Annotated in this window: 15 protein-coding genes; 7 read left to right on the top strand and 8 right to left on the bottom strand. The window is 65.5% G+C overall.

Features of this window, described 5'->3' with window-relative positions; genetic code table 11:
* Nucleotides 1-16: 16 nt before the first annotated feature.
* Nucleotides 17-3,424, bottom strand: a complete 3,408-nt coding sequence (locus tag C8K36_RS17220; RefSeq protein WP_181319613.1) for a serine/threonine-protein kinase — start codon at nt 3,422-3,424, stop codon at nt 17-19.
* 1,151 nt (nt 3,425-4,575) lie between these two features.
* Between C8K36_RS17220 and C8K36_RS17210 the strand changes: the two genes are divergently transcribed.
* Nucleotides 4,576-6,120 (top strand): MFS transporter, encoded by a 1,545-nt coding sequence (locus C8K36_RS17210; RefSeq protein WP_107985728.1) that lies wholly within the window; start codon nt 4,576-4,578, stop codon nt 6,118-6,120.
* A gap of 32 nt (nt 6,121-6,152) precedes the next feature.
* Here C8K36_RS17210 and C8K36_RS17205 read toward each other — a convergent pair whose 3' ends face one another.
* Nucleotides 6,153-8,351 carry a transglycosylase domain-containing protein gene (locus tag C8K36_RS17205; protein ID WP_258195463.1) on the bottom strand — a complete coding sequence of 733 codons (2,199 nt, stop codon included), beginning with the start codon at nt 8,349-8,351 and terminating at the stop codon, nt 6,153-6,155.
* 359 nt (nt 8,352-8,710) lie between these two features.
* Between C8K36_RS17205 and C8K36_RS17200 the strand changes: the two genes are divergently transcribed.
* Entirely contained in the window at nt 8,711-9,280 is a 570-nt protein-coding gene (locus tag C8K36_RS17200) for a sigma-70 family RNA polymerase sigma factor (RefSeq protein WP_107985727.1), read from the top strand.
* On the top strand, nt 9,277-10,044 hold the full coding sequence (locus tag C8K36_RS17195; RefSeq protein ID WP_107985726.1) for a hypothetical protein: 768 nt from the start codon (nt 9,277-9,279) through the stop codon (nt 10,042-10,044). Before C8K36_RS17200 ends, C8K36_RS17195 begins: the two co-directional genes overlap by 4 nt.
* Before the next feature lie 124 nt (nt 10,045-10,168).
* Here the strand turns inward: C8K36_RS17195 and C8K36_RS24585 are convergent, their stop codons facing one another.
* The 6 genes from C8K36_RS24585 to C8K36_RS17170 all read right to left on the bottom strand — a co-directional run bounded on the left by C8K36_RS24585 (nt 10,169) and on the right by C8K36_RS17170 (nt 15,565).
* Nucleotides 10,169-10,360, bottom strand: coding sequence for a hypothetical protein (locus C8K36_RS24585; RefSeq protein WP_146176503.1), 192 nt, complete (start codon nt 10,358-10,360; stop codon nt 10,169-10,171).
* A gap of 14 nt (nt 10,361-10,374) precedes the next feature.
* Nucleotides 10,375-11,190: a carbohydrate ABC transporter permease gene (locus C8K36_RS17190; RefSeq protein WP_181319619.1), complete on the bottom strand. Its 816-nt coding sequence runs from the start codon at nt 11,188-11,190 to the stop codon at nt 10,375-10,377.
* Between the two features lie 149 nt (nt 11,191-11,339).
* Nucleotides 11,340-12,431, bottom strand: a complete 1,092-nt coding sequence (locus tag C8K36_RS17185) for a carbohydrate ABC transporter permease (protein ID WP_107985724.1) — start codon at nt 12,429-12,431, stop codon at nt 11,340-11,342.
* A 38-nt stretch (nt 12,432-12,469) separates the two neighbouring features.
* Nucleotides 12,470-13,753: an ABC transporter substrate-binding protein gene (locus C8K36_RS17180; protein WP_107985723.1), complete on the bottom strand. Its 1,284-nt coding sequence runs from the start codon at nt 13,751-13,753 to the stop codon at nt 12,470-12,472.
* 146 nt (nt 13,754-13,899) lie between these two features.
* The gene (locus C8K36_RS17175) at nt 13,900-14,982 is read right to left on the bottom strand and encodes an ABC transporter ATP-binding protein (protein WP_107985722.1); all 1,083 of its coding nucleotides are present in this window, start codon (nt 14,980-14,982) and stop codon (nt 13,900-13,902) included.
* Between the two features lie 100 nt (nt 14,983-15,082).
* Complete coding sequence (locus tag C8K36_RS17170) at nt 15,083-15,565, bottom strand: nitroreductase family deazaflavin-dependent oxidoreductase (protein WP_107985721.1); 483 nt, start codon at nt 15,563-15,565, stop codon at nt 15,083-15,085.
* 85 nt (nt 15,566-15,650) lie between these two features.
* Here C8K36_RS17170 and C8K36_RS17165 point away from each other — a divergent pair, with 85 nt between their 5' ends.
* The 4 genes from C8K36_RS17165 (at nt 15,651) to C8K36_RS17150 (ending at nt 20,200) form a co-directional block, all read left to right on the top strand.
* Nucleotides 15,651-16,445, top strand: a complete 795-nt coding sequence (locus tag C8K36_RS17165) for an LLM class F420-dependent oxidoreductase (RefSeq protein WP_107985720.1) — start codon at nt 15,651-15,653, stop codon at nt 16,443-16,445.
* Between the two features lie 15 nt (nt 16,446-16,460).
* Nucleotides 16,461-18,254 carry an ABC transporter substrate-binding protein/permease gene (locus tag C8K36_RS17160; protein ID WP_107985719.1) on the top strand — a complete coding sequence of 598 codons (1,794 nt, stop codon included), beginning with the start codon at nt 16,461-16,463 and terminating at the stop codon, nt 18,252-18,254.
* A gap of 3 nt (nt 18,255-18,257) precedes the next feature.
* Nucleotides 18,258-18,989, top strand: a complete 732-nt coding sequence (locus C8K36_RS17155) for an amino acid ABC transporter ATP-binding protein (protein WP_107985718.1) — start codon at nt 18,258-18,260, stop codon at nt 18,987-18,989.
* A gap of 170 nt (nt 18,990-19,159) precedes the next feature.
* Entirely contained in the window at nt 19,160-20,200 is a 1,041-nt protein-coding gene (locus C8K36_RS17150; RefSeq protein ID WP_107985717.1) for a cellulase family glycosylhydrolase, read from the top strand.
* Nucleotides 20,201-20,263 lie beyond the last annotated feature (63 nt).

Below are 20,263 nucleotides of genomic sequence, written 5' to 3'. Positions count from 1 at the left end.
TCCGCTGACGTCAAGTTCATCGTTCGGCCATCCTAATCTCACAATCATCTTGATGGCATTCAATGTACGTCAAGACTTTCTTCAGTGCGCCAGTTGTCCCCCTAATAAATCCGGCGTCTCCAACGATGGTGAGTCCGAATCGAGCGCGGGACAGCGCCACATTGATACGTCGCCAATAGTCGGGCCCAATGAAGCCCAGTTGGGCCTTGGAGTTACTCCTTGTTACCGAGAAGATGGCAACGTCTGATTCGCGACCTTGCACCGCGTCGACGCTCATAACAGTGATTTCGAGATGCCTTAGTTGATCGCGTAGAGGGGCGAGCTGTTGGTTCAATTCGGCAACCTGAGCGACATATGGCGCGATGATTAGTACGTCCAGCTGGTCGCCGCCCGGGGAGAGAAGTACGAATTTCTTGTCGATCGAACCGTTCAGCACCTTAAGTCGGTCGACCACGATTCGTGCCTCTGCACGGTTCGCGTAACTTTTACCCTTACCTTGAGGAGCGGCCTCGCGGCGAGCGTCGCCATGTGCTGCAGTGTCGAGCCAAAGCACAGGCTTTCCATATCCAAGTGCATAGCCCTCAAGCCCGCGCTCATTCGGGGACTGTAGTTTCTCTCCATAAAAACACGTCGAAATCATGTTCCCAATCGGACGGATCATGCGGTATTGCTTGTTCAGCATGACCTGCGAATGCTCTGGTAGTCGATCCGTCAGCCGTTGAAAGAGAGTCTGCTTCACGTCATCGGGTTGGATCTGATGATCGTTCATTAGGTCCTTGTTCCGGAGGAGGTCCTCGTCGACTGGCGGCAGCTGGTTCGTGTCGCCAACCACGACCCACCGCTTGGCCCTGGAAACGGGTACTAGGGCTTCCGTCAGAGTTGCTCGTGAAGCCTCATCGACGATGCATAGATCGATATCGAGGTGACGAACGGCCGGATGTCGGAGGTAGCCGACACAAGTCCCCGCAATGATGTGCGTCTGATCGAGGAAAGCGGTCGCGAGTCCCGAATCCGACGCGATTCGCTGCAACCATTCGCCTTGCAACCTCAGACGAGTGAGCAGCGCCTGAGCATCGGGGCTCACGCCGATCAGCGCGTCAACTGCGCTCAGCGCGTCGCTGGAGCTCAGCTCAGAGGATAGTGTCAGGTCGCCACCCAACTCCGTTTGAGCCTCCAGAAGCAGCTCATCACCGAGGTCTATCAAGGCGTCGACCTTCTCCTGGACATTCGTGGACGAAGTCGGTTCTGCGAGAGAGGTCGCGAGCTCCGACGGGTGGTCATCTTCGTCAGGATGGGTGTTCTGAAGTTGGTCAAGCTGCGACAACGTGGCGGAGAGCTGCTGGAGAGCGAGGGCAGCACGCAGGTGTGTCGGGTCGAGTCCTGCCTCGGTCGCTCTTGCGCCCATATGTTTCTCAGCGTTCTTGCGAACCGCACGTGCCCATCGCTTCATTTGCGCATCCAGAAGCAGGTGACGGATAGACTCATCAACGCGGCTGGGGTCTGCGCTCGCCAGCCGAACCATGCTGTCCTGTCCGTCGTTGGCCAAGCGCTGCAAGGCGTTGTCCACGGCGACATTCGTCTGGGAGGCGATGAGTACTCGAGCGTCAGGATTAATAAGCAGGGTTTGCTCCACGAGTTCCGCGATGAAACTCGTTTTTCCCGTTCCTGGAGGCCCTTGCACGACGAACATGTCGGGGGATCCCAGCGCGGTCTCAATGGCCTCGCGTTTGCGCTCGTCCAGCTCGCGGTTCCAATTCGTGATCGAGACGGGGTTCGGTTCGGTATTGCGACCTGGGGCGAGTAGCAGATCCCGTAGATCCGGGCGCGCTGACTTGTCGCGCTGAACGTCATCGATGGCATGGCGCTGTCGATTTAGGGCGGCTTCGTCAGGACCCAGATGCGGATCAAGGAAAGCGCGGTCCGGTAGACCTTCCCACCTTCTTGGACTCAAGATCACGATTCGATCGACGTCATGATTCACGACCTCACCCCAACCCAACTTCCGGTCGGTTGCTTGATCTCTAACACGCCACTCCGTGCCAACCAGGTCGTGATCGACTGCAGCATCTAGAGTGAAAGTCGCCTCGCGACCACGGGTCTGGCACTTCCTGTAGGCAAGGGGCTTCTTTTCGCCCCGGGCCAGCTCTTCGCGGGCGTTGAGGACCCGCCGCCACGTATCGAATAGAAATTCATGGTCCCGTTCCTCACCTTCCACCTCGTCTGGCTGGTCTTCGACGTCGTATGAGGCATCGATCGTGTCAACCAACATGGCAACGCCGGCCTGAGCGCGGGTGAGGTTTTGTGGTTGCTTGAACGTCCATTCGAATAGCTTCGGCAGTAGCAGCGCCCTGCGTCGGTGGTTCTCCAGGCGCTCAAAATCGGGTTCGGTGGCCCTGATAATTACAGCGCCACTCTCATCGGACTTCAACGTGAAACTCCACGCCTCGCCGTCCAGCCGAATACTGTCTCGTTGGACCTCACCGGAATCCCGATCATTAAAGAATGATGCATACACATCGCCGGATAGATCAGCCTGCGCCTTAGCCGCGGCCTCTTGCCGCGCATCGTCAGCTCCTCCTAGGGATTGGGTGGCGGACTTGGTCAGACGGAGCCAAACATGATTGCGTGCTGCTTGCCGCTGGACGTAATTTCTCTGGTGAATTGCCTTCAGGGCACCCAGAAGGTCGCTGGCATTCTTGGGGCGATCTTCAGGTTGAATTGAAATACAGGTTCCGAGCAGTTTCCGTATGTCTTGCGGAACGGGAATTGCCTCCAACGCTCGTTCGACACTGGCTGGATCCTTTAGCTGCTCTTCAGTCATACACTGTATTAAAAGAACCCCCATCGAGTAGACATCCCTCACATATCTGATGTCCGCATTGAGTTCAGGTGGCGCGTACGGCTTGGAATGCCACGCCGCGACTGTATGCGTAGACGTCTGCTCTTCGCCTCGGATCTTCGCGATACCGAAATCTGCGAGCAAGGGGACCCCGGCATCGGAGATGAGCACGTTTTGTGGCTTGATGTCCCGGTGCTCAATCTGCATCAGGTGCGTGTAGGCCAACGCATCAACGAGCGGCAAAGCGACGTCTACAGCAAGGCGGTCCCAGGACTCCCACGGACCAGACTCTTTCAGGACGTCAGCTAGGTTGCGTTCGACCCAGTCTAAGACCAGAAAGTAGGTGTCCGTCTCGTCGATGCCGGCCGAGCGGCAGCGCACGATGTTGGGGTGTGACAGACTCTGGAGAGTTCTGGCCTCATTGTTGAACACCTTGCGTGTCACGTCGTCGGACTGCCCCGACAAGAGCTTGACGGCGACAAACGATTCGTCGCGATCGTCGATAGCCTTCCGTACGACAGAGAACGTCCCGCTACGGCGCGCCACCTTGAGAAGCACGTAATGGTCGTCAATGATTTCTGGCACGCGCCGCATCCCCCTGGTTCGACTCTGGTCTGGACCGCACCCATAAAAGCACAGACGCCGGACACGAAGGAACCCCGGCGCCCGACACGTGTTCAACCGTCCCTAGCTCAAATTTGCGCCCTGAGCGTCCCGACGGCAATACCTCAACCATTGCGCGCATCGCTCGAATGAAGAACTGCTGGCGGGCGGCCCTAACAGCGAACGAAAATACTGCATCGAGCCTCGCTTACTATTTCACGATAAGCTAGCGGCAACAGCGGGGCGCTCGTGCCTTTGTTTCGTCGGCTACCGCAGCTATCCTCCTCGATGAAGCCCCCCCCCTTTGCATCCTTGCTGCTCAAGATGGACCGCTCGCGTCGGAGGCGGCTGTCGCGTTCGCAACCGCGTTCGGAGCGGGGCCAGCGCAGACATCACTGGCCAGTCAGGACATATATGGGTGCTCTGATCGATCGGTCAGGGAGCTGATTTCGTCCCGATGATGATTGTTCGGCAGGTATAGCTCACCCAGTGCGTGCTGCACGCGCAGATCTACTTCACCAATTCGTCCAGCGAGCATTGCCCGCCACGTAGGTCGCGTCAAGTTCGCCGTCAGTGTCGACGCCGCACGGGACTGTGCGTACGTGGAGCGCCAACGCGCTAAAAGACTTGGACCACTTCGAGGTCCGCTATCACGCCGACAGCCTCTTCCTCCGCTTCCAGCTGACTGAAGCCGCGCTGCTGCTCGCCCTCACCGCACTGCTGCTCGCCCCCTCGCTGTGGGCGGTGCGCAGACTCCGCCCCCCTGACGGACCTGTCAGTCACCAACCAAACGCTCGACGCCGATTCGGTGTCGAGCGTTTGACGTTTTCGCCATCCTCGGCAATTCCGACAAATCACCCGAGCACGACCACTTATGGCACTCGGGCGCTCAATAGCACTGGTAAAGAAGCGGATTCGCGGAGTAAGGCAAGTCTTCGACCCCAGCCACGAAGTGTCCCACTGAACGGACATGTGACTGGCGTCACGCTTTTGCGATCAGTGTGATGTGAGAGCGCCGTCGGCCGACCGAAGGTGCCACGGCGGGAAGCTGCGCACCCGCCACCTCCGGAGACTTCACAGGGGCCGAAACCTTTTGGTCCCTTTGCTTATTGGTGTCTGAAAGGATTCCACGGATGGTCACCACCCCGACCGGCGGCGTTATGCCGTCGCCCACCGACCCCACAGGTCGGGCACCCCAGGAGGGCTGGAACTTCCGGCTCATCCTGTCCCTGGCCTCGATCGTTCTCCTGCTCGAGCTCCTCGCGGTCAGCTACATGATGATCTCGACGGCCTTGCCGGCGATCGCCATGAACTACCAAACCACCCAGGGCGCGTGGCTGCTGACCGCGTTCCTGCTGGTCGGAGCCATGGCGGCGCCGCTGATCGGCAAGCTCGCGGACATGTACGGCAAGCGCAAGATGCTGCTGGCCTGCATCGGAATCGCGCTCGTCGGCTCGTTCATCTCGGCCATCGCATCGTCGTACGCCATGATGATCGCCGGCCGCTGCCTGGCCGGCCTGATGGTGCCGACCCTGTTCCTGAGCTACTCGCTGATCCGTGACGTCTTCCCGGCGAAGACGGTTCCGCTCGCGGTCAGCATCGCCACCAGCGGCATGGGTCTCATCGCGATCCCCGCGCCGTTCCTCACCGGCTGGCTGCTCGACGACTTCGGCTTCCGGTCCATCTTCTGGTTCTTCGTCATCTGCCTCGTCGTGCTGGGCGTCCTCATCCAGTTCACGACGCCCGAGTCGGGCGTGCGACTGCGCTCGCGGGTCGACCTCATCGGCGCGGTCCTGCTCGGCGCGGGTATCGCCGGCATCCTCCTCTCGGTCAGTTTCGGTCCCTCGTGGGGCTGGACGGACACCGGCACGCTGACCTTCCTCATCGGCGGCATCGTGCTGCTGATCGCCTGGGTGGTGTCCGCACGGACGATCAAGGAGCCGCTCATCGACCTGGATGTGCTCGGCAAGCGTCCGGTGCTGCTCACCACGATCAGCTCCGGTGTCGTCTACGGCGCCTCCGGCCTGTTCACCATCCTGTTGCCGATGATGGTCATGACCCCGGCCCTGTTCGGGCTGGGCTACGGCTTCGGCGTCGACGCCGAGGGCTTCGCCCTGTACCAGTTGCCGATCGGCTTCGCCGTCGTCCTCGGCGGCCTGCTCGTCGGCACCATGGTCGGCCGCAACATGCGTCCGCGACCGCTGCTGGTGAGCGGCCTGCTGCTCAACGCCTTCGCCTTCGCACTGATGGCACAGGTCCACGACACCAAGGGCATCATCATGCTCGTCTGCGCCATCTTCGGTTTCGGCATGGGCATGGGTTACGCCTCGATCCCGAACCTGCTGATCGAGGCCGTGCCGCCGCAGCTGCAGGCCAGCTCCGCCTCCATGGTGGGCGTGGCGCAGTCGATCTTCCCGGCAATTCTTCCCGTCGTCGCGTTCGCGATCATGAACAACTCGCACATCGTGCAGTTCCCGCCGGAGATCCAGGCGACGCTGCAAGGTGCCGTGTTCTACGACGAGGCCGGATTCCAGGTCGCGTTCTGGATCGGTGCGATCTTCGCCCTCGTCGGCGCAGCCGTGGCATTCCTTCTGCCGCGCAACATCACTCAGGTCGAGGTTCCGGCATCAGCCACTCGATCGGCCACCGATGGCGACGAGCTCGTCGCCGCGGGCTGACGATTGCGAATCGTCTACCTGCCTGATGGATGTCAGCCCGGTAGGGGAATGGTGACACCCGGGAGGATCTGAATCCCAGGTGCCGGCGCGGGGGCCGGTGCCGGGGGAGCTGGAACGGGAGCAGGCGCCTGCGGTACGGGGGCGGGTGCCTGCTCCCGTTGTTGTTGTTGCGGCGCAGGCGCATTCCACTGCTGCTGCGGCACCGGCGCCTGCTGGACAGGTGCCTGCGGCACGGTTTGCACAGGAGGCGTCCAGGCGGGCGCCTCCTGTTGCTGCGTCTGCATCGACCGCTGCCGGGTCGGCGCGGGCTCCGAGTACTGCTGTTCGGTGGTGGCCGTCCCCCCGGTCGCCGCGGGCGCCCGACCCTGCTGGCCTCCCGGCTGCGGAGATGTCTGGAACTGCTCGTTCGCCGAGCCGGCGAGCGCCCCATCCATCGTCTCCTTCCAGATGTCCGATGGCAGACCGGCACCGTAGATCGCTCCACCCCAACTGGTTTCGATGGGCTTTCCGTCGGGCGTCCCCACCCAGACGGCGGTGGACAGAGACGGCGTGAACCCCACCATCCACGCGTCCTTGTTCTCGCCGGTATCGCCCAACTGGGTGGTGCCGGTCTTGGCTGCCGACACCCGCCCACCGGCGAGGCCGTGGTTGCGCGAGTACGCGGCGATCGGCACCATCGCCTGCGTCACCGTGTCGGCGACGGCCGGTTCGAGCCGCTGCTCCCCGTCGTTCGGTGCCCGGTCGAGCAGCACCCGCCCGTCCGCGTCCACCACCTTCTGGACCAGATACGGCTCGTGGAACTTGCCCGACGCCGCCAGCGTCGCGTATGCGGACGCCATGTCGATCGGTCGAGTCTGATACTGCCCCAGCACAATGCCGGTCTCGGGGGGACCGCCGGCCTGGGTGAGCGTCTCGGAGGCCAGGCCCGGAATCTGCTTCGGGATGCCGGTCTGATGGGCGGCGTCGGCCACCTTCTGCGCACCGTCCTCCATCGACATCGTCAGCCGGTAGTAGCTGGTGTTCAGCGAACGTTTGAGAGCCTCCGCGAGGCTGCACGTCCCGCACGTCTCGCCCTCGACGTTCTTGATGGTGAGGTCGCCGACCGTGAGCGGTGCGCTGCTGTACTGGGAGCTGAGCGGAATCTTGTCCTGCAGCGCCGCAATGGCGGCGAACACCTTGAACGACGACCCGGTCTGCAGCGGTGCCTGCGCGAAGTCGTACCCGGTGCCGTCCGCGCCGCCGTAGTACGCGCGGATCGCCCCCGACCTCGGATCGATCGACACCACCGACGCCCGCAACTGGTCGGGTTGCCGGTCCAGGGTGCGGTTCACGGCATCGACGGCCGCCTGCTGCGCTTTCGCGTCGAGCGTCGTGGTGATCTGCAGGCCGCCGGTGTTGAGATCCTGCTCGCTGATCCCCGCAGCCTCGAGTTCGGCGGCCACCTTCGTCCGGACCAGCCCCTCCGGTCCGGGGGCGACATCATCGGAGTCCGGGGGAGCGGACGGCAGAACCTCCGGGAACTCGGTCGCGGCCCGCTCGGTCGCCGCGAGGACACCCATCTCGACCATGCCGTCCAGTACGTAGTTCCAGCGTGCCCGCAGCGCGTCGAGGTTGGTCGCCGGATCGAGCAACGAGGGACTCTGGATCACCGACGCCAGCACGGCGCCCTCCGCGAGCGTCAACTGCTCCACCGGCTTACCGAAGAACGCCCGCGAACCCTGCGCGATCCCGTACGCATTGCGGCCGAAGTAGATGGTGTTGAGGTACGCCTCGAGGATCTCGTCCTTGGACCACTGTCGGGCCATCTTCGCCGACACCACCAGCTCGCGGGCCTTCCGGACCACGTTGCGATCGGTGCCGACCAACGCGTTCTTGACGTACTGCTGCGTGATCGTCGACCCGCCGCCGGCGCTGTCCCGACCCAGCACGTTGTCGCGGCCCGCGCGCAGGAATCCCGAGATCGAGTACCCGGGATTCGAATAGAAGTCGCGGTCCTCCGCCGACAGCACCGCGTTTCGGACGTATCCGGGCACCGCGTCGAGCGGCACCTCGGTGCGGTTGCCCTCGGGCGGCACCACCTTCGCGACCACACTGGTCCCGTCCGACGCGAAGATTGTCGCCACCTGCGCCGGACGCATCTCCGCCGGGCTCGGCACGTCCGCCAGCACGTATGCGACACCCAACAGAACCAGCGGGACGATCACGACGGCGGCCACGATGCGCAGCACCATCTTGCGACGTGATCGCGGCGCAGGCTGTGGCCGCTCGGGTTTCTCGGGGTTCGTGCTGCTCGTGGGATTCACGCGCGCAACTTCCGGTCCGCAATCGGCGATCCGGCCGCATCCCTCACCGGGGTCGGTCGAATCCGGGCGTCCTCCGATCGTCGCACCTCGAGGTCACGAGAACATGTGATTGCGCGAGGTGCGAGGACGGACCCGGCATACCCGACGCCTCCCCTCCCCTCCCGCGTTTTGCGCACTTATCGCGCGCCCGGGGCCTGGATCGTCGCGATAAGTGCGCAAAACGCGGGAGGAGGGCGAGATCGTGGCGGTCCCTGTAAGAAATACCGACGGCCCGGACACTTCTTCGTATGGGAGAGGAACGGCCGGAATCGCCGGCAACGGGGGACAGCGTGCGGTTCACGGGGCTGTGGGATGCGTACGCGGGGCGGGTGTTCGCCTACGCCAGCCGACATGTCGACCATCACGCGGCGCAGGAGGTGGTGTCGGAGACGTTCCTGGTGGCGTGGCGCCGCCTGTCGGACGTCCCGGAGCCGGCGCTGCCGTGGCTGCTGGTGGTCGCCCGCAACACTGTCGCGAACCACCGCCGCACCGATCGCCGGCGTGACGCGCTGGCCGACAAGATGGGCCGCCTCGAGCAGCTCGCGGTGTCCGCGCCCGGCGCCGACATCACCGTCGCCGACCGGGGAGAGGTACTCGCAGTCTTGGCGGCCCTCACGCCGACTGAACGCGAAGCCCTGCTCCTGACCGCGTGGGACGGCCTGAACGCCACCGAAGCCGCCCGGGTGGTGGGCTGCTCCGTCCCGGCCATGCACGTCCGGTTGTTCCGGGCCCGACGACGCTTGCGTGCCGGGACACCAACCGAATCTGCCACCCCGGCTCCGCTGCGGGTCGTCCCCGAACCGAGGAGCGTGCGATGACGACGGACCTGCTGGAGACGCTCGAAGCGATGCGACCCGATTCCGACGCGCTGTGGCCGGAGGATCTGCGGGCCGCGGCATGCGCACGCATCATCGCGGCAGACGCCGAGCCGACCACTCCTCGGGCCCGTTCCCGGCGGGCGGCCACCGTCGTCACCGTCGCGGCGTTGGTCGCCACAGCCGGGGTCGGGGCCGCTGCGGCATCCGGGATGATGCCGCAGGCGTTCACCGACCACTTCTCACACTGGCGGGACGCACTGGGGCCGGGCACGGCCCCTGTCGACCCGGCCGCCGCCCAGCGGGTCGGCACCGTCCCCGGCGGCCCGGACGGACTCGTGTTCAGCGTCCTCGTCGCTCACGGTGCCGGTGACCAGCGGTGCCTGGCCTCGGTGTTCGAGAGCCCCGAGAGCGCCACGCAGCCCGGCCCGTCGGAGTTCACCGATCTGGGTAGCCGGTGCAGGCAGGGACCCGAAGGGTTCGGCGATCTGGGCGACGGTGCCGGCTACTTCCCCCTCGCGTTCGGGGATGGTGGTGGAGGTGAGATCGGTCCGAACGCCGTGACCTTCGACGCGGCAGCAGGGCAGGCGGTGCGCGCCGAGATCCGCACGAGCACCGGTCAGGTGCTGCCCATGGTTCTCGCGGACGGCAGCTTCTTCGGATGGTTCCCGATGCCCGCGACACCCAGCAGCCCCCGCCCGGTACTCACCGGATACGCCGACGACGGCACCGTCGTCGGCAGCTTCGAGATCGGGCCTGGCTTCTAGGCTGTCGCACCCCGCGTTTTGCGCACTTATCGCGAGTCCGGAGCCCGATTCCCCGCGATAGGTGCGCAAAACGCGGGGAAAGGAGGAGGGCGGAGAGCCAGGCCGGGGAGGGGAGTCCGACCGGTCAGGTGCGGCGGCGCAGGACGATCGCTCCGCCGAGCGCCGCGACGCACGCCAGGAGCACCAGCGACGACGTCGCCGACGGCTCGCCGCGCACGATGGCGACGGCCGCGGCGAGGAACGCCATCGCGGTGAAGAACCCGAGGATGCCGATCAGCATCTCGAGCGACTGACGCCGCCGTGACGGCCTAGGCACGTGGAGCCGCCATGTCAGCTCTTCACGCCGCCCGCGGTGAGACCGGAGACGATGCGGCGCTGGAACACCAGCACCATGATCACCAGCGGGATCGTCACGAGCGTGCCGGCCGCCATGATCGCGGCGTACGGCTGCTCCCACGAATTGGCGCCGGCGAACCGGGCGATCGCGACGGTGACCGGTTCGGTCTTCTCCGTCGACAGCAGGCTGGCGAGCATGAACTCGTTCCACGTCGCGATGAACGCGAGGATCGCGGTCGTGAACAGCGCGGGCGCGGCCAGCGGCAGGATCACCAGCCGGAACGCCTGGAACCGTGAGGCGCCGTCGATGCGGGCGGCCTCCTCGAGTTCCCACGGCAGATCCGACAGGAACGACGTGAGCGTGTAGATGGTCAGCGGCAGCACGAACGAGATGTTCGGGATGATCAGCGCCTGGTACTGGCCGATCCACCCGAAGTCGCCGAACAGCTGGAACAGCGGCGTCATGAGCGCGACGGTCGGGAACATCGATGCGCCCAGGATGATGCCGGTGACGATGTACTTGCCGCGGAACTCGATCCGGGCGAGGGCGTACGACGCGAACACACCGAGCAGCAGGCCGACGGCCGTCGTCACCACGCCGATGATCAGGCTGTTGACGATCGCGCCGAGGAAGTCGTTGCCCTTGTCCGTGGACAGTGCGGCGCGGAAGTTGTCGAGCGTGAGGTACGTCGGCCACGGCGTGGTGTCGAAGGTGTGGTCGACCTGCCGGAAGGCGGTGACGACCATCCAGTAGAACGGCGCCAGACCCCAGATGAGAATGATCGCCACACCGAGGTAGGTGCGGGCCATCTTGCCGCGGTCGGCCCGCCGGCGCGGCTTGTCGATCACCGTCGAGGTCTCGGGCGGGGCAGCGACAGCCGTAGCCGTCGTCGCGGGCACCGACGACGTCGCCGTCACGGCGTGGTCGTCGAGTTCGTCGGGCTTGCGGTGGCGGCCCATCATCGATCAGCTCCCTTCCGCTGCTCGTCCTGGGTTCTCACCGCGTTGGCGCCGAGGAACTTCACCATCACGAACGCGACCGCGAAGATCAGCAGGAAGATCAGCGTCGACAGCGCCGACGCGCTCTGGAAGTTGCCCTGCCGGATGTCGGCCATCACCAGGATCGACAGCGTCGTGTTGGGCGTCGCGCCGGACGTGCCGGACAGGATCGCGGGCAGGTCGTACATGCGCAGCACGTCGAGGGTGCGGAAAAGTACCGCGACCATGAGCGCGGGCTTGACCAGCGGGAGCGTGATCTTGGTGAACCGCTGCCACGCGCTGGCGCCGTCGACCTTGGCGGCCTCGTAGACGTCCTGCGAAATCATCTGCAGACCGGCGAGGATGAGTAGCGCCATGAACGGCGTCGTCTTCCACACGTCGGCGATGATGACCGCGAACCGCGACGCCCATGGGTCGGTGGTCCACGCGATGGAGGTGCCGAGCAACTTATTGGCGATGCCGTTCTCGGCGAAGATGAAGAACCACAGCTTCGCGGTGACCGCGGTGGGGATGGCCCACGGGATCAACACGCTCGCCCGGAGCAGGGACCGACCCCAGAAGGTCCGGCCCATGACCGTCGCCATCCACAGTCCCAGGAGTACCTCGATCGTGACCGTGACGACGGCGAAGAAGATCGTGACGCCGGCAGCCGACCAGAAGTCGTGCGCCAGGGTGCCGGGAGGACAGGTCCCCGCGCCGCCACCGCAGTCCTGCACGAGCCACTGCAGGTAGTGCTTGAAACCGGCGAACCCGCCCTCGGTGAAGCGGCCTGTGTCCGGGTCGATTCCCTTGTTCGCCTGGAACGACAGATAGATCGCGCGCAGCACCGGATACACGATCACGACGGCCAGGATCGCCATCGTCGGAGCGATCAGCCAGATCGGCCGGAAGTCCCGCTTCTTACGCGGAGCGACCGTCCTCGGTTCGTCATCGTGACCCATGCGCGCCGTCCCGGGCCCGGGCCCGGAAGCGCGACCGCCGTGATCGGGATCGTCGACCCCGACCACGGCGTGGGCCTCGTCTGCTCGCCTCAGCTCAGCAGAGTCAGCCATCGTGCTTTACCTGATCTCTCGTATCCGAACGGTGGTGATTACTTGGCCGCGTTGTTGATCGCCGCGGTCATGTCGGTCGCCGCCTGGTCGACCGTCACCTTGCCGTTGAGGGCCGCGCTCGCGTTGTCCTGGATGGCCTTGGAGATCGCCGTGTAGTACGGCGTGACCGGACGCGGCTTGGCGCTCTCGAGGGCCGCCTTCAGCGCGGGCAGGTACGGGTACTTCGCCTGCAGGGCAGCGTCGTCGTACACCGACTTCAGCACCGGCGGGAACGCCGCGTCCGCGAACGACATCTGGTTCTCGTCGTTCTGGATGAACGCGATGAAGTCACGCGCGGTGGCCTTGTTCTTCGAGAAGACGTTGATGCCGTTGTTGTAGCCGCCGACGGTGGACGCGCCCGCGCCGGTCGGGCCGACGATCGGGGCGACTGCGACGTTGCCCTTCACCTTGGAGCTGTCCTTCTGCGCGTTGTCCCACATGTACGGCCAGTTGTAGGCGTACATCGACTCGCCACCGACGAATGCGAGGGCGGTCTCCTCCTCGGTGAAGCCGGTGGAGCGCTTCGCGATCTGGCCGGCCTGGTAGGCGTCGACCATGGCCTGCATGCCGGCCTTGGACTGCGGGGAGTTCACCTCGGGGGTGCTGCCGTCTGCGCCGACGACCGATCCGCCCCAGGAGTTGATGAACTGCGTGGTGTTGGCGGTCAGGCCCTCGTACTGCTTGAGCTGCGTGACCAGGCAGTCCTGGACGCCCTTGTCCTTGGCGATCTGGCAGCTGTCGGTGAGCGCCTTCCAGTCCGCGGGGGCCGTCGGCATCAGGTCGGTGCGGTAGTACAGCAGCTGCGCGTTGGTGTTCTGCGGTGCCGCGTAGAGCGTGCCGCGGTAGGTCGCGGACTCGACGGTCGCGGGCAGCAGCGGGGCGGTGTCGATCGCCAGCTCGCCCTCGAGCGGCTGCAGCCAGCTGTTCGCGGCGAATCCTGCGGTCCACACGACGTCGAGCGCCATCACGTCGTAGTCGGCGTTGCCGGCCTGCAGCGACTGCTCGAGCTTGTTGCGCTGGTCGTCGGCCTCACCGGGCAGTTCCTTGAGGGAGACCTGCTCGTTCGGGTGCGCCGCGTTCCACTTCTCGATCACGGGCTGCAGCTTGTCGGTGTCGTTCTTGCCCATCGCGAACGAGATCGCGCCGCGGCCGTCGAGGTTCTGCTTGACAGCATCGCTGGCGCTGGCGCTGCCGCCGTCGTCGCTCGAGCACCCGGCGAGGGCGAGCAGCGCGACGGCCGAGGCCGCCACCGCCACACGCGAACGCGTCTTCATTGAACGCATGGTCCACCTTTCAGATAGACGTCTCCGGCCCCGGCGAACGAACACTGCGGACGTGAACTCCACCGGACCGAGGCATATGTCGCCGCTTACTCTGGCACGGAACGAGGCAAATTTCGGTCATTCCCCTCGGACTGGATCGGTCAGGGTCACCCGAGCCGTCGGCCGTCGGACACCGAGAACAGATGCACCTCGGACGGGTCTACGTGCAGGTTCACCCGCTCACCGCGACGCGGCGGGTTGCGCCAGTCGGTACGGGCCACAATCGGGTGCTCGCCCGGCCCGCCCAGCCCGGTCCGGCCGTAGACGAAGGCATCGGCACCGAGTTCCTCGACGACGTCGACATCCATGAGGATGCCCTCGCCGTTCGGCGCCGGCTCGAGATGCTCGGGCCGGATGCCGAGAACGACCTGCCCCTCCGGGATCTCCGCGATGGTTTCACGGGAAACCGGGATCACCGTCTCCCCGAGCACGACACCCCCTTCCGTGACGGGCAGCGTCAGCATGTTCATCGATGGCGAACCCATGAATCCGGCGACGAACTGATTGACCGGACGGCTGTAGAGCTCGCGCGGTGGCGCGCACTGCTGCAGGACGCCGTCCTTGAGCACCGCCACCCGATCGCCCATCGTCATGGCCTCGACCTGGTCGTGGGTGACGTAGACCGTGGTGGTCCCGAGCCGGCGCTGCAACTGGGCGATCTGGGTGCGGGTCTGCACGCGCAGCTTGGCGTCGAGGTTCGACAGCGGCTCGTCCATGAGGAACACCTGCGGGCTGCGGACGATCGCGCGGCCCATCGCGACACGCTGCCGCTGACCGCCGGACAGCGCCTTGGGCTTGCGATCGAGGTACGGCTCGAGGTCGAGCATCTTGGCCGCCTCCTGCACGCGGCGCTTGATCTCGTCCTTGGGCGTCTTCGCCAGCTTGAGCGCGAAGCCCATGTTCTCCGCGACCGACATGTGCGGGTACAGCGCATAGTTCTGGAAGACCATCGCGATGTCGCGATCCTTGGGCTCCTGGCCGGTGACGTCACGGTCGCCGATGAGGATGCGGCCGTCGTACACCTCCTCGAGGCCCGCGAGCATGCGCAGCGACGTGGACTTGCCGCAGCCCGACGGGCCGACCAGCACGAGGAACTCGCCGTCCTCGATTTGCAGGTCCAGCTTGTCGACCGCAGGCGTGGTCGCGCCCGGGAACAGGCACGTGGTCTTGTCGAATGTCACCGAAGCCATGGTGAAACGATCCCTTCACCGGCAGGAACGTGCCGGACGATCCGAGTCAGGGTGCACGGGTGTGCGCGCACAGCATAGGCGTCCGAAGTGCCCGGAACCTTCAAGCGCGCACGGGTCGCAGGCGCACGAAATGGATGTGGCGACCCGCGTCCCGGAAGTCGTCCGCGCTGCCGTCGACGTCGAAGCCCATGCTCTTGCAGAGTCGGACACCGATCCTCGGGTGCATGCTGCCGTAGTGCGCCATGAGGTCGCCGCCCTCCTCTGCACCCAGGAAGTCGGCGTCGACCTCGGATCTACGGCGGCCCACCTGCACTCGCGCCCGGGGATGCGCCGTCAGGTTCCGGTACCAGTCCGACGACGTCCCGTAGCCGGCCGCGACGACCCAACCGTCGGAGGTGTCGTCGTGGTCGACGACCTCGAGCACCACCTGCCGGGGCTTGCCGCTGCGACGTCCGGTGTGCTCGAGGAGAACGAAGCGTTGACCGAGCAGCGCTCCCAGATGCCACCGGTACAGCGTGATGGGCGCGCGGAGGAACCGACGCTTGAAACCGGTCGGTGGGCTCGGGCGCTGCGTGATCCGCATACCTCCAGTGTGCTCCGGCTACCTCGTGCAACAGACCGGTCGTGGGGATAACGTGAGATACGAGTCCCTGCGCGAAGGAGTTCCCATGACCCGTCCCGTGCGTATCGGCATCCAGTTGCAGCCGCAGCACGCGCCCGAGTACGGCATGATCCGCGACGCCGTGTTGCGCGCCGAGGACGCCGGCGCAGACGTCGTCTTCAACTGGGACCACTTCTATCCGCTCTACGGCGATCAGGAGGGCGCGCACTTCGAGTGCTGGACCATGCTGGGCGCGTGGGCCGAGCAGACCGAGCGGGTCGAGATCGGCGCGCTGGTCAGTTGCGCCGGCTACCGCAATCCGGACCTGCTGGCCGACATGGCCCGCACCGTCGACCACATCAGCGGCGGTCGGCTGATCCTCGGCATCGGCGCCGGCTGGTTCGAGAAGGACTACGACGCCTACGGATACGACTTCGGCACTCCCGGTTCCCGGATCAAGCTGCTGGGGGAGTACCTGCCGCGCATCACGTCCCGCCTCGGCAAGCTGAATCCGGCTCCGACTCGGGATATTCCGCTCATGATCGGCGGTAGCGGCGAGAAGAAGACCCTGCGTCTGGTGGCTGAGTACGCCGACATCTGGCACGGGTTCGGCGACCGGGACGAATTCGTCCGCAAGTCGGCGATCCTCGGCGAACACTGCGGCGACGTGCAGCGCGATCCGCACGAGATCGAACGGTCGACGTGGTGGCACGGCGTGGACGAGGCTGCGGCCTACGTCGACGCCGGTGTCACGCTGTTCACGGTGAACGCGACTGGACCCGACTACGACCTCACGACGCTGCGCGAGGCGCTTGCCTGGCGCGACGAGCACACGCCGCCGCAGCTGTCCGGGCTCGCGTAGACCCGGGCATTTCCGATGACCGCCACCGCCTCCCGATACCGAGCGGGGGCGGTGCTGCTGGTGTTACTGCTGCCACTGCTGACGCTGGTGGCATGCGGGTCCGGTGGCGACTCGGCCGGCGATCTGTGCTCCCCGCCCGGCGTCGACAGCGCGTCGGCACTGCCCGGCAACCTCGACACCGCCGCGGCGGCGGCCGCCGAGGACCGGTACACGACGCCGGACACGGTGCCGCTCAGCAACATCGATACGTCGAAGTTGAATCTCGTGAAGCCCGGGACGCTCACCGTCGGCACACTGTCGGACGCGCCACCGAGCATCTGTGTGAACTCACACAACGTCTTCACCGGTTTCGACAACGAACTGCTGCGTGCGGTCGCGGAGAAACTGGGACTACAGGTGGAGTTCGTCGGGACCGACTTCGCGGGACTGCTCGCGCAGGTGGCGGGGCACCGGTTCGACGTGGGTTCGTCGTCGATCACCACCACCGACGCCCGCCGCGACCTGGTCGGGTTCACGAACGGCTACGACTTCGGCTATTTCGCCCTCGTGGTGCCGAACGGCAGTGCGATCAAGGGGTTCTCGGACCTGACGTCGTCGGTACGCATCGGTGTGGTGCAGGGGACCGTACAGGACGACTACGTCGTCAACACCCTCGGCCTGGACCCGGTCAAGTTCCCGGACTACAACACCGCATACGCGAACCTGAAGACCGGGCAGATCGACGCTTGGGTGGCGCCGTCGCAGCAGGCCCAGGGTGCGATCGCCCCGGGCGATCCGACGTCGATCGTGCAGAACACGTTCAGCCTCAACAACTATGTGGGCTGGGCGGTGGCCAAAGATCATCAACCGCTGATCGACGCGCTCAACTCGGGTCTCGACGCCGTGATCGCGGACGGCACCTGGTCTCGGCTGTACTCGGACTGGGTGCCGCGGGAACTGCCCGCTGGGTGGAAACCGGGCAGCAAGGCCGCCCCCGAGCCGCAGTTGCCCGATTTCGCTGCCATCGTGGCCGAACGCGGGCCGCCGGAACCGTCCAGCGCGCAGCCGAAGTCGACGCTGCAGCAACTCGGTGACACGTTCTTCGACTGGGAGCTGTACAAGCGCGCGTTCCCGGACCTGTTGCGCACGGGCCTACCGAACACGCTGATCCTGGCGCTGACGTCGGGCATCGCCGGAACCGTGATCGGCATGTTGCTCGCGGTCGGCGGCATCTCCCGCACCCGCTGGCTGCGCTGGCCGGCCCGTGTCTACACGGACATCTTCCGGGGCCTGCCGGCGGTGGTCATCATCCTGCTGGTCGGTCTCGGGGTCGGTCCGGTGGTCAAGGGGCTCACCGGCAGCAACCCGTACTGGCTCGGCGCGGCCGCGCTGTCGCTGCTCGCGGCCGCCTACATCGGCGAGATCTTCCGTTCGGGCATCCAGAGTGTCGAGCCCGGCCAGATGGAAGCGGCGCGCGCCCTGGGCTTCTCGTATCGCCGGTCGATGGCGCTGGTGGTGATCCCGCAGGGCGTGCGGCGGGTGCTGCCGGCGCTGATGAACCAGTTCATCTCGCTCATCAAGGACTCGTCGCTCATCTATTTCCTGGGGCTGCTGGTGACACAGCGCGAACTGTTCGCCGTGGGCCGGGACCTCAACGCGCAGACCGGCAACCTGTCGCCACTGGTGGCGGCCGGACTGTTCTACCTGGCGTTGACGATCCCGCTGACCCACCTGGTGAACTACATCGACCGCCGGCTGCGGACCGGACGGGCGGACACGTCGGGCACGCTCGACGACCTCGAGCAGGCGATCGTCGTGGAGAGGGGCTGACGCATGACCGATTCCGTGTCCCTCACCGGCACCGGACTGCACCTCGCGTTCGGCACCAACAAAGTTCTGCGCGGGGTGGACATCCACGTCGACGCCGGCAAGACCGTGACGGTGATCGGCCCGTCCGGGTCCGGGAAGTCGACGCTGCTGCGGGTCCTCAACCGGCTGCACGAACCCGACGCCGGCGACATCGCGCTCGACGGCCGCTCGGTGCTCGCGGACAATCCGGATCGGCTGCGGCAGCGGATCGGCATGGTGTTCCAGCATTTCAACCTGTTCCCGCACCGCACCGTCGCCGACAACATCGCACTCGGGCCACGCAAGCTGCAGAGGTTGTCGAAGGACGCGGCCCGACAACTCGCGGTCGACCAACTCGAACTGGTGGGTCTGGCGCACAAGGCCGACTCGCGGCCCGGAAACCTCTCGGGAGGCCAGCAGCAGCGGGTCGCCATCGCCCGCGCGCTGGCGATGAAGCCGCAGGTGATGTTCTTCGACGAGGCCACGTCGGCGCTCGATCCCGAGCTGGTCAAGGGTGTTCTGACGCTCATGGCCGACCTGGCGAAGGGAGGTATGACGATGGTCGTCGTGACCCACGAGATGGGGTTCGCGCGGTCGGTGTCGGACTCGGTGCTGTTCATGGACCGCGGGGTGGTGGTCGAGTCGGGCGCTCCCGAGCAAATGTTCGACAGACCCGGGACACCGCGACTACAGACCTTTCTGTCCGAAGTTCTCTAGAGTACTGCGCGGATGGGTTCGTGCATCGTGGTTGCCGAAGGTGTTTCGTACCTGTCGGGGCCGCGTCCGGAAGAAGCGAGACGGTTCTGAAACGCCTACTGAGATCGAGATGGTTGTTCGTCGCCGCAGTGTCGGCAGTGATAGTCACGACCTGCGGGGCGGGAAGCCCCATGGCCGATCCCGCGTCCCCTGCCACCACGGGCCGGGTCACCACGACCGTGGACGGTCTGAAGCTCGACGGAGAGAAGTGGTGGCCGGCAGGCTTCAACGCCTACCAGTTGTCCACCAACTGGGGGATCAACCGCGGCTGCGGCGGCATGGTGGACCTGCAGGAATACTTCGGTTCCCTACCCGCGCACTCTCTGACACGCTTCAATGCGTTCCAGGAACTCGCGATCAACAAGTTCACCGGCCAACTCGACTTCACGGCGATGGATGCCGTCTTCGCCGCGGCCGAGGCCCACGACCAGATGATCATTCCCGTCTTGGCCGCTCAGGACGGAGCGTGCGAGAGCGAGAAGTTCAAGGACCACGAATGGTTCACCGACGGCTGGAAGCACGAGAACGAGAACGGAACTCGGCTCACCTTCGAGAATTGGGTGAAGACCGCCGTCGACCGGTGGAAGAACTCCCCATCGGTGGCGGCATGGGAGTTGGTGGGTGAGCCCGACCCCAGCGTGTGTCCGGACGGTGACTGCCGTTGGGAGGTGCGCACCTGCCCCGACGACGCGGCCGAGGTGCTGCGTGACTTCATGGAGAACGCGGGCGACCGCATCAAGGCCATCGCGCCGCACCAGTTGATCACCGCCGGCCTCATCGGTGGCGGCCAGTGCGGTACCGGCGGCGACTTCTATCAGTACGTCGCCGAATCCGACAACGTCGACTTCGTGCAGTACCACGACTACGGCGCCGACGGTGTGCCGCTACCGGGTGACCAGTGGAACGGCCTGGCCCGTCGCATCGATCAGGCAGAGGCGGCCGGTAAGCCGTTGCTGGTGGCCGAGATCGGAGAGTTCGCGGGCTCGTGCAAGACACTGGACGCGCGCTCGGCGAGTATCGGGCAGAAGATCACCGGTCAGCGTGCGGCCGGCACGGCGGGCGCGCTCCTGTGGGCCTTCGTCCCGGATCCGCGGCCGAACGAGTGCACCATGGACATCGGCCTCGATGATCCGCTGTTCCCGTTGATGGCCGGCTTCAACACCGTCGGCTGATCCCGTCTCGCGTTTTGCGCACTTCTCGCGCCGGGAAGATCCCGAGATCCGCGACAAGTGCGC

This window comes from Rhodococcus sp. OK519, assembly GCF_003051005.1.
Classification (GTDB): domain Bacteria; phylum Actinomycetota; class Actinomycetes; order Mycobacteriales; family Mycobacteriaceae; genus Prescottella.
Note: the sequence above shows the minus strand (reverse complement) of the source record. Positions and strands in the feature narration are given on the sequence as shown.

What these genes read in the sequence shown, in the direction of transcription:
- C8K36_RS17210 (WP_107985728.1), top strand. Translation starts at nt 4,576, where the DNA reads ATGGTCACCACCCCGACCGGCGGCGTTATGCCGTCGCCCACCGACCCC.
- C8K36_RS17205 (WP_258195463.1), bottom strand. Translation starts at nt 8,351, where the DNA reads ATGGTGCTGCGCATCGTGGCCGCCGTCGTGATCGTCCCGCTGGTTCTG.
- C8K36_RS17200 (WP_107985727.1), top strand. Translation starts at nt 8,711, where the DNA reads ATGGGAGAGGAACGGCCGGAATCGCCGGCAACGGGGGACAGCGTGCGG.
- C8K36_RS17195 (WP_107985726.1), top strand. Translation starts at nt 9,277, where the DNA reads ATGACGACGGACCTGCTGGAGACGCTCGAAGCGATGCGACCCGATTCC.
- C8K36_RS17190 (WP_181319619.1), bottom strand. Translation starts at nt 11,190, where the DNA reads ATGGCCCGCACCTACCTCGGTGTGGCGATCATTCTCATCTGGGGTCTG.
- C8K36_RS17185 (WP_107985724.1), bottom strand. Translation starts at nt 12,431, where the DNA reads ATGGCTGACTCTGCTGAGCTGAGGCGAGCAGACGAGGCCCACGCCGTG.
- C8K36_RS17180 (WP_107985723.1), bottom strand. Translation starts at nt 13,753, where the DNA reads ATGCGTTCAATGAAGACGCGTTCGCGTGTGGCGGTGGCGGCCTCGGCC.
- C8K36_RS17175 (WP_107985722.1), bottom strand. Translation starts at nt 14,982, where the DNA reads ATGGCTTCGGTGACATTCGACAAGACCACGTGCCTGTTCCCGGGCGCG.
- C8K36_RS17170 (WP_107985721.1), bottom strand. Translation starts at nt 15,565, where the DNA reads ATGCGGATCACGCAGCGCCCGAGCCCACCGACCGGTTTCAAGCGTCGG.
- C8K36_RS17165 (WP_107985720.1), top strand. Translation starts at nt 15,651, where the DNA reads ATGACCCGTCCCGTGCGTATCGGCATCCAGTTGCAGCCGCAGCACGCG.
- C8K36_RS17160 (WP_107985719.1), top strand. Translation starts at nt 16,461, where the DNA reads ATGACCGCCACCGCCTCCCGATACCGAGCGGGGGCGGTGCTGCTGGTG.
- C8K36_RS17155 (WP_107985718.1), top strand. Translation starts at nt 18,258, where the DNA reads ATGACCGATTCCGTGTCCCTCACCGGCACCGGACTGCACCTCGCGTTC.
- C8K36_RS17150 (WP_107985717.1), top strand. Translation starts at nt 19,160, where the DNA reads ATGGCCGATCCCGCGTCCCCTGCCACCACGGGCCGGGTCACCACGACC.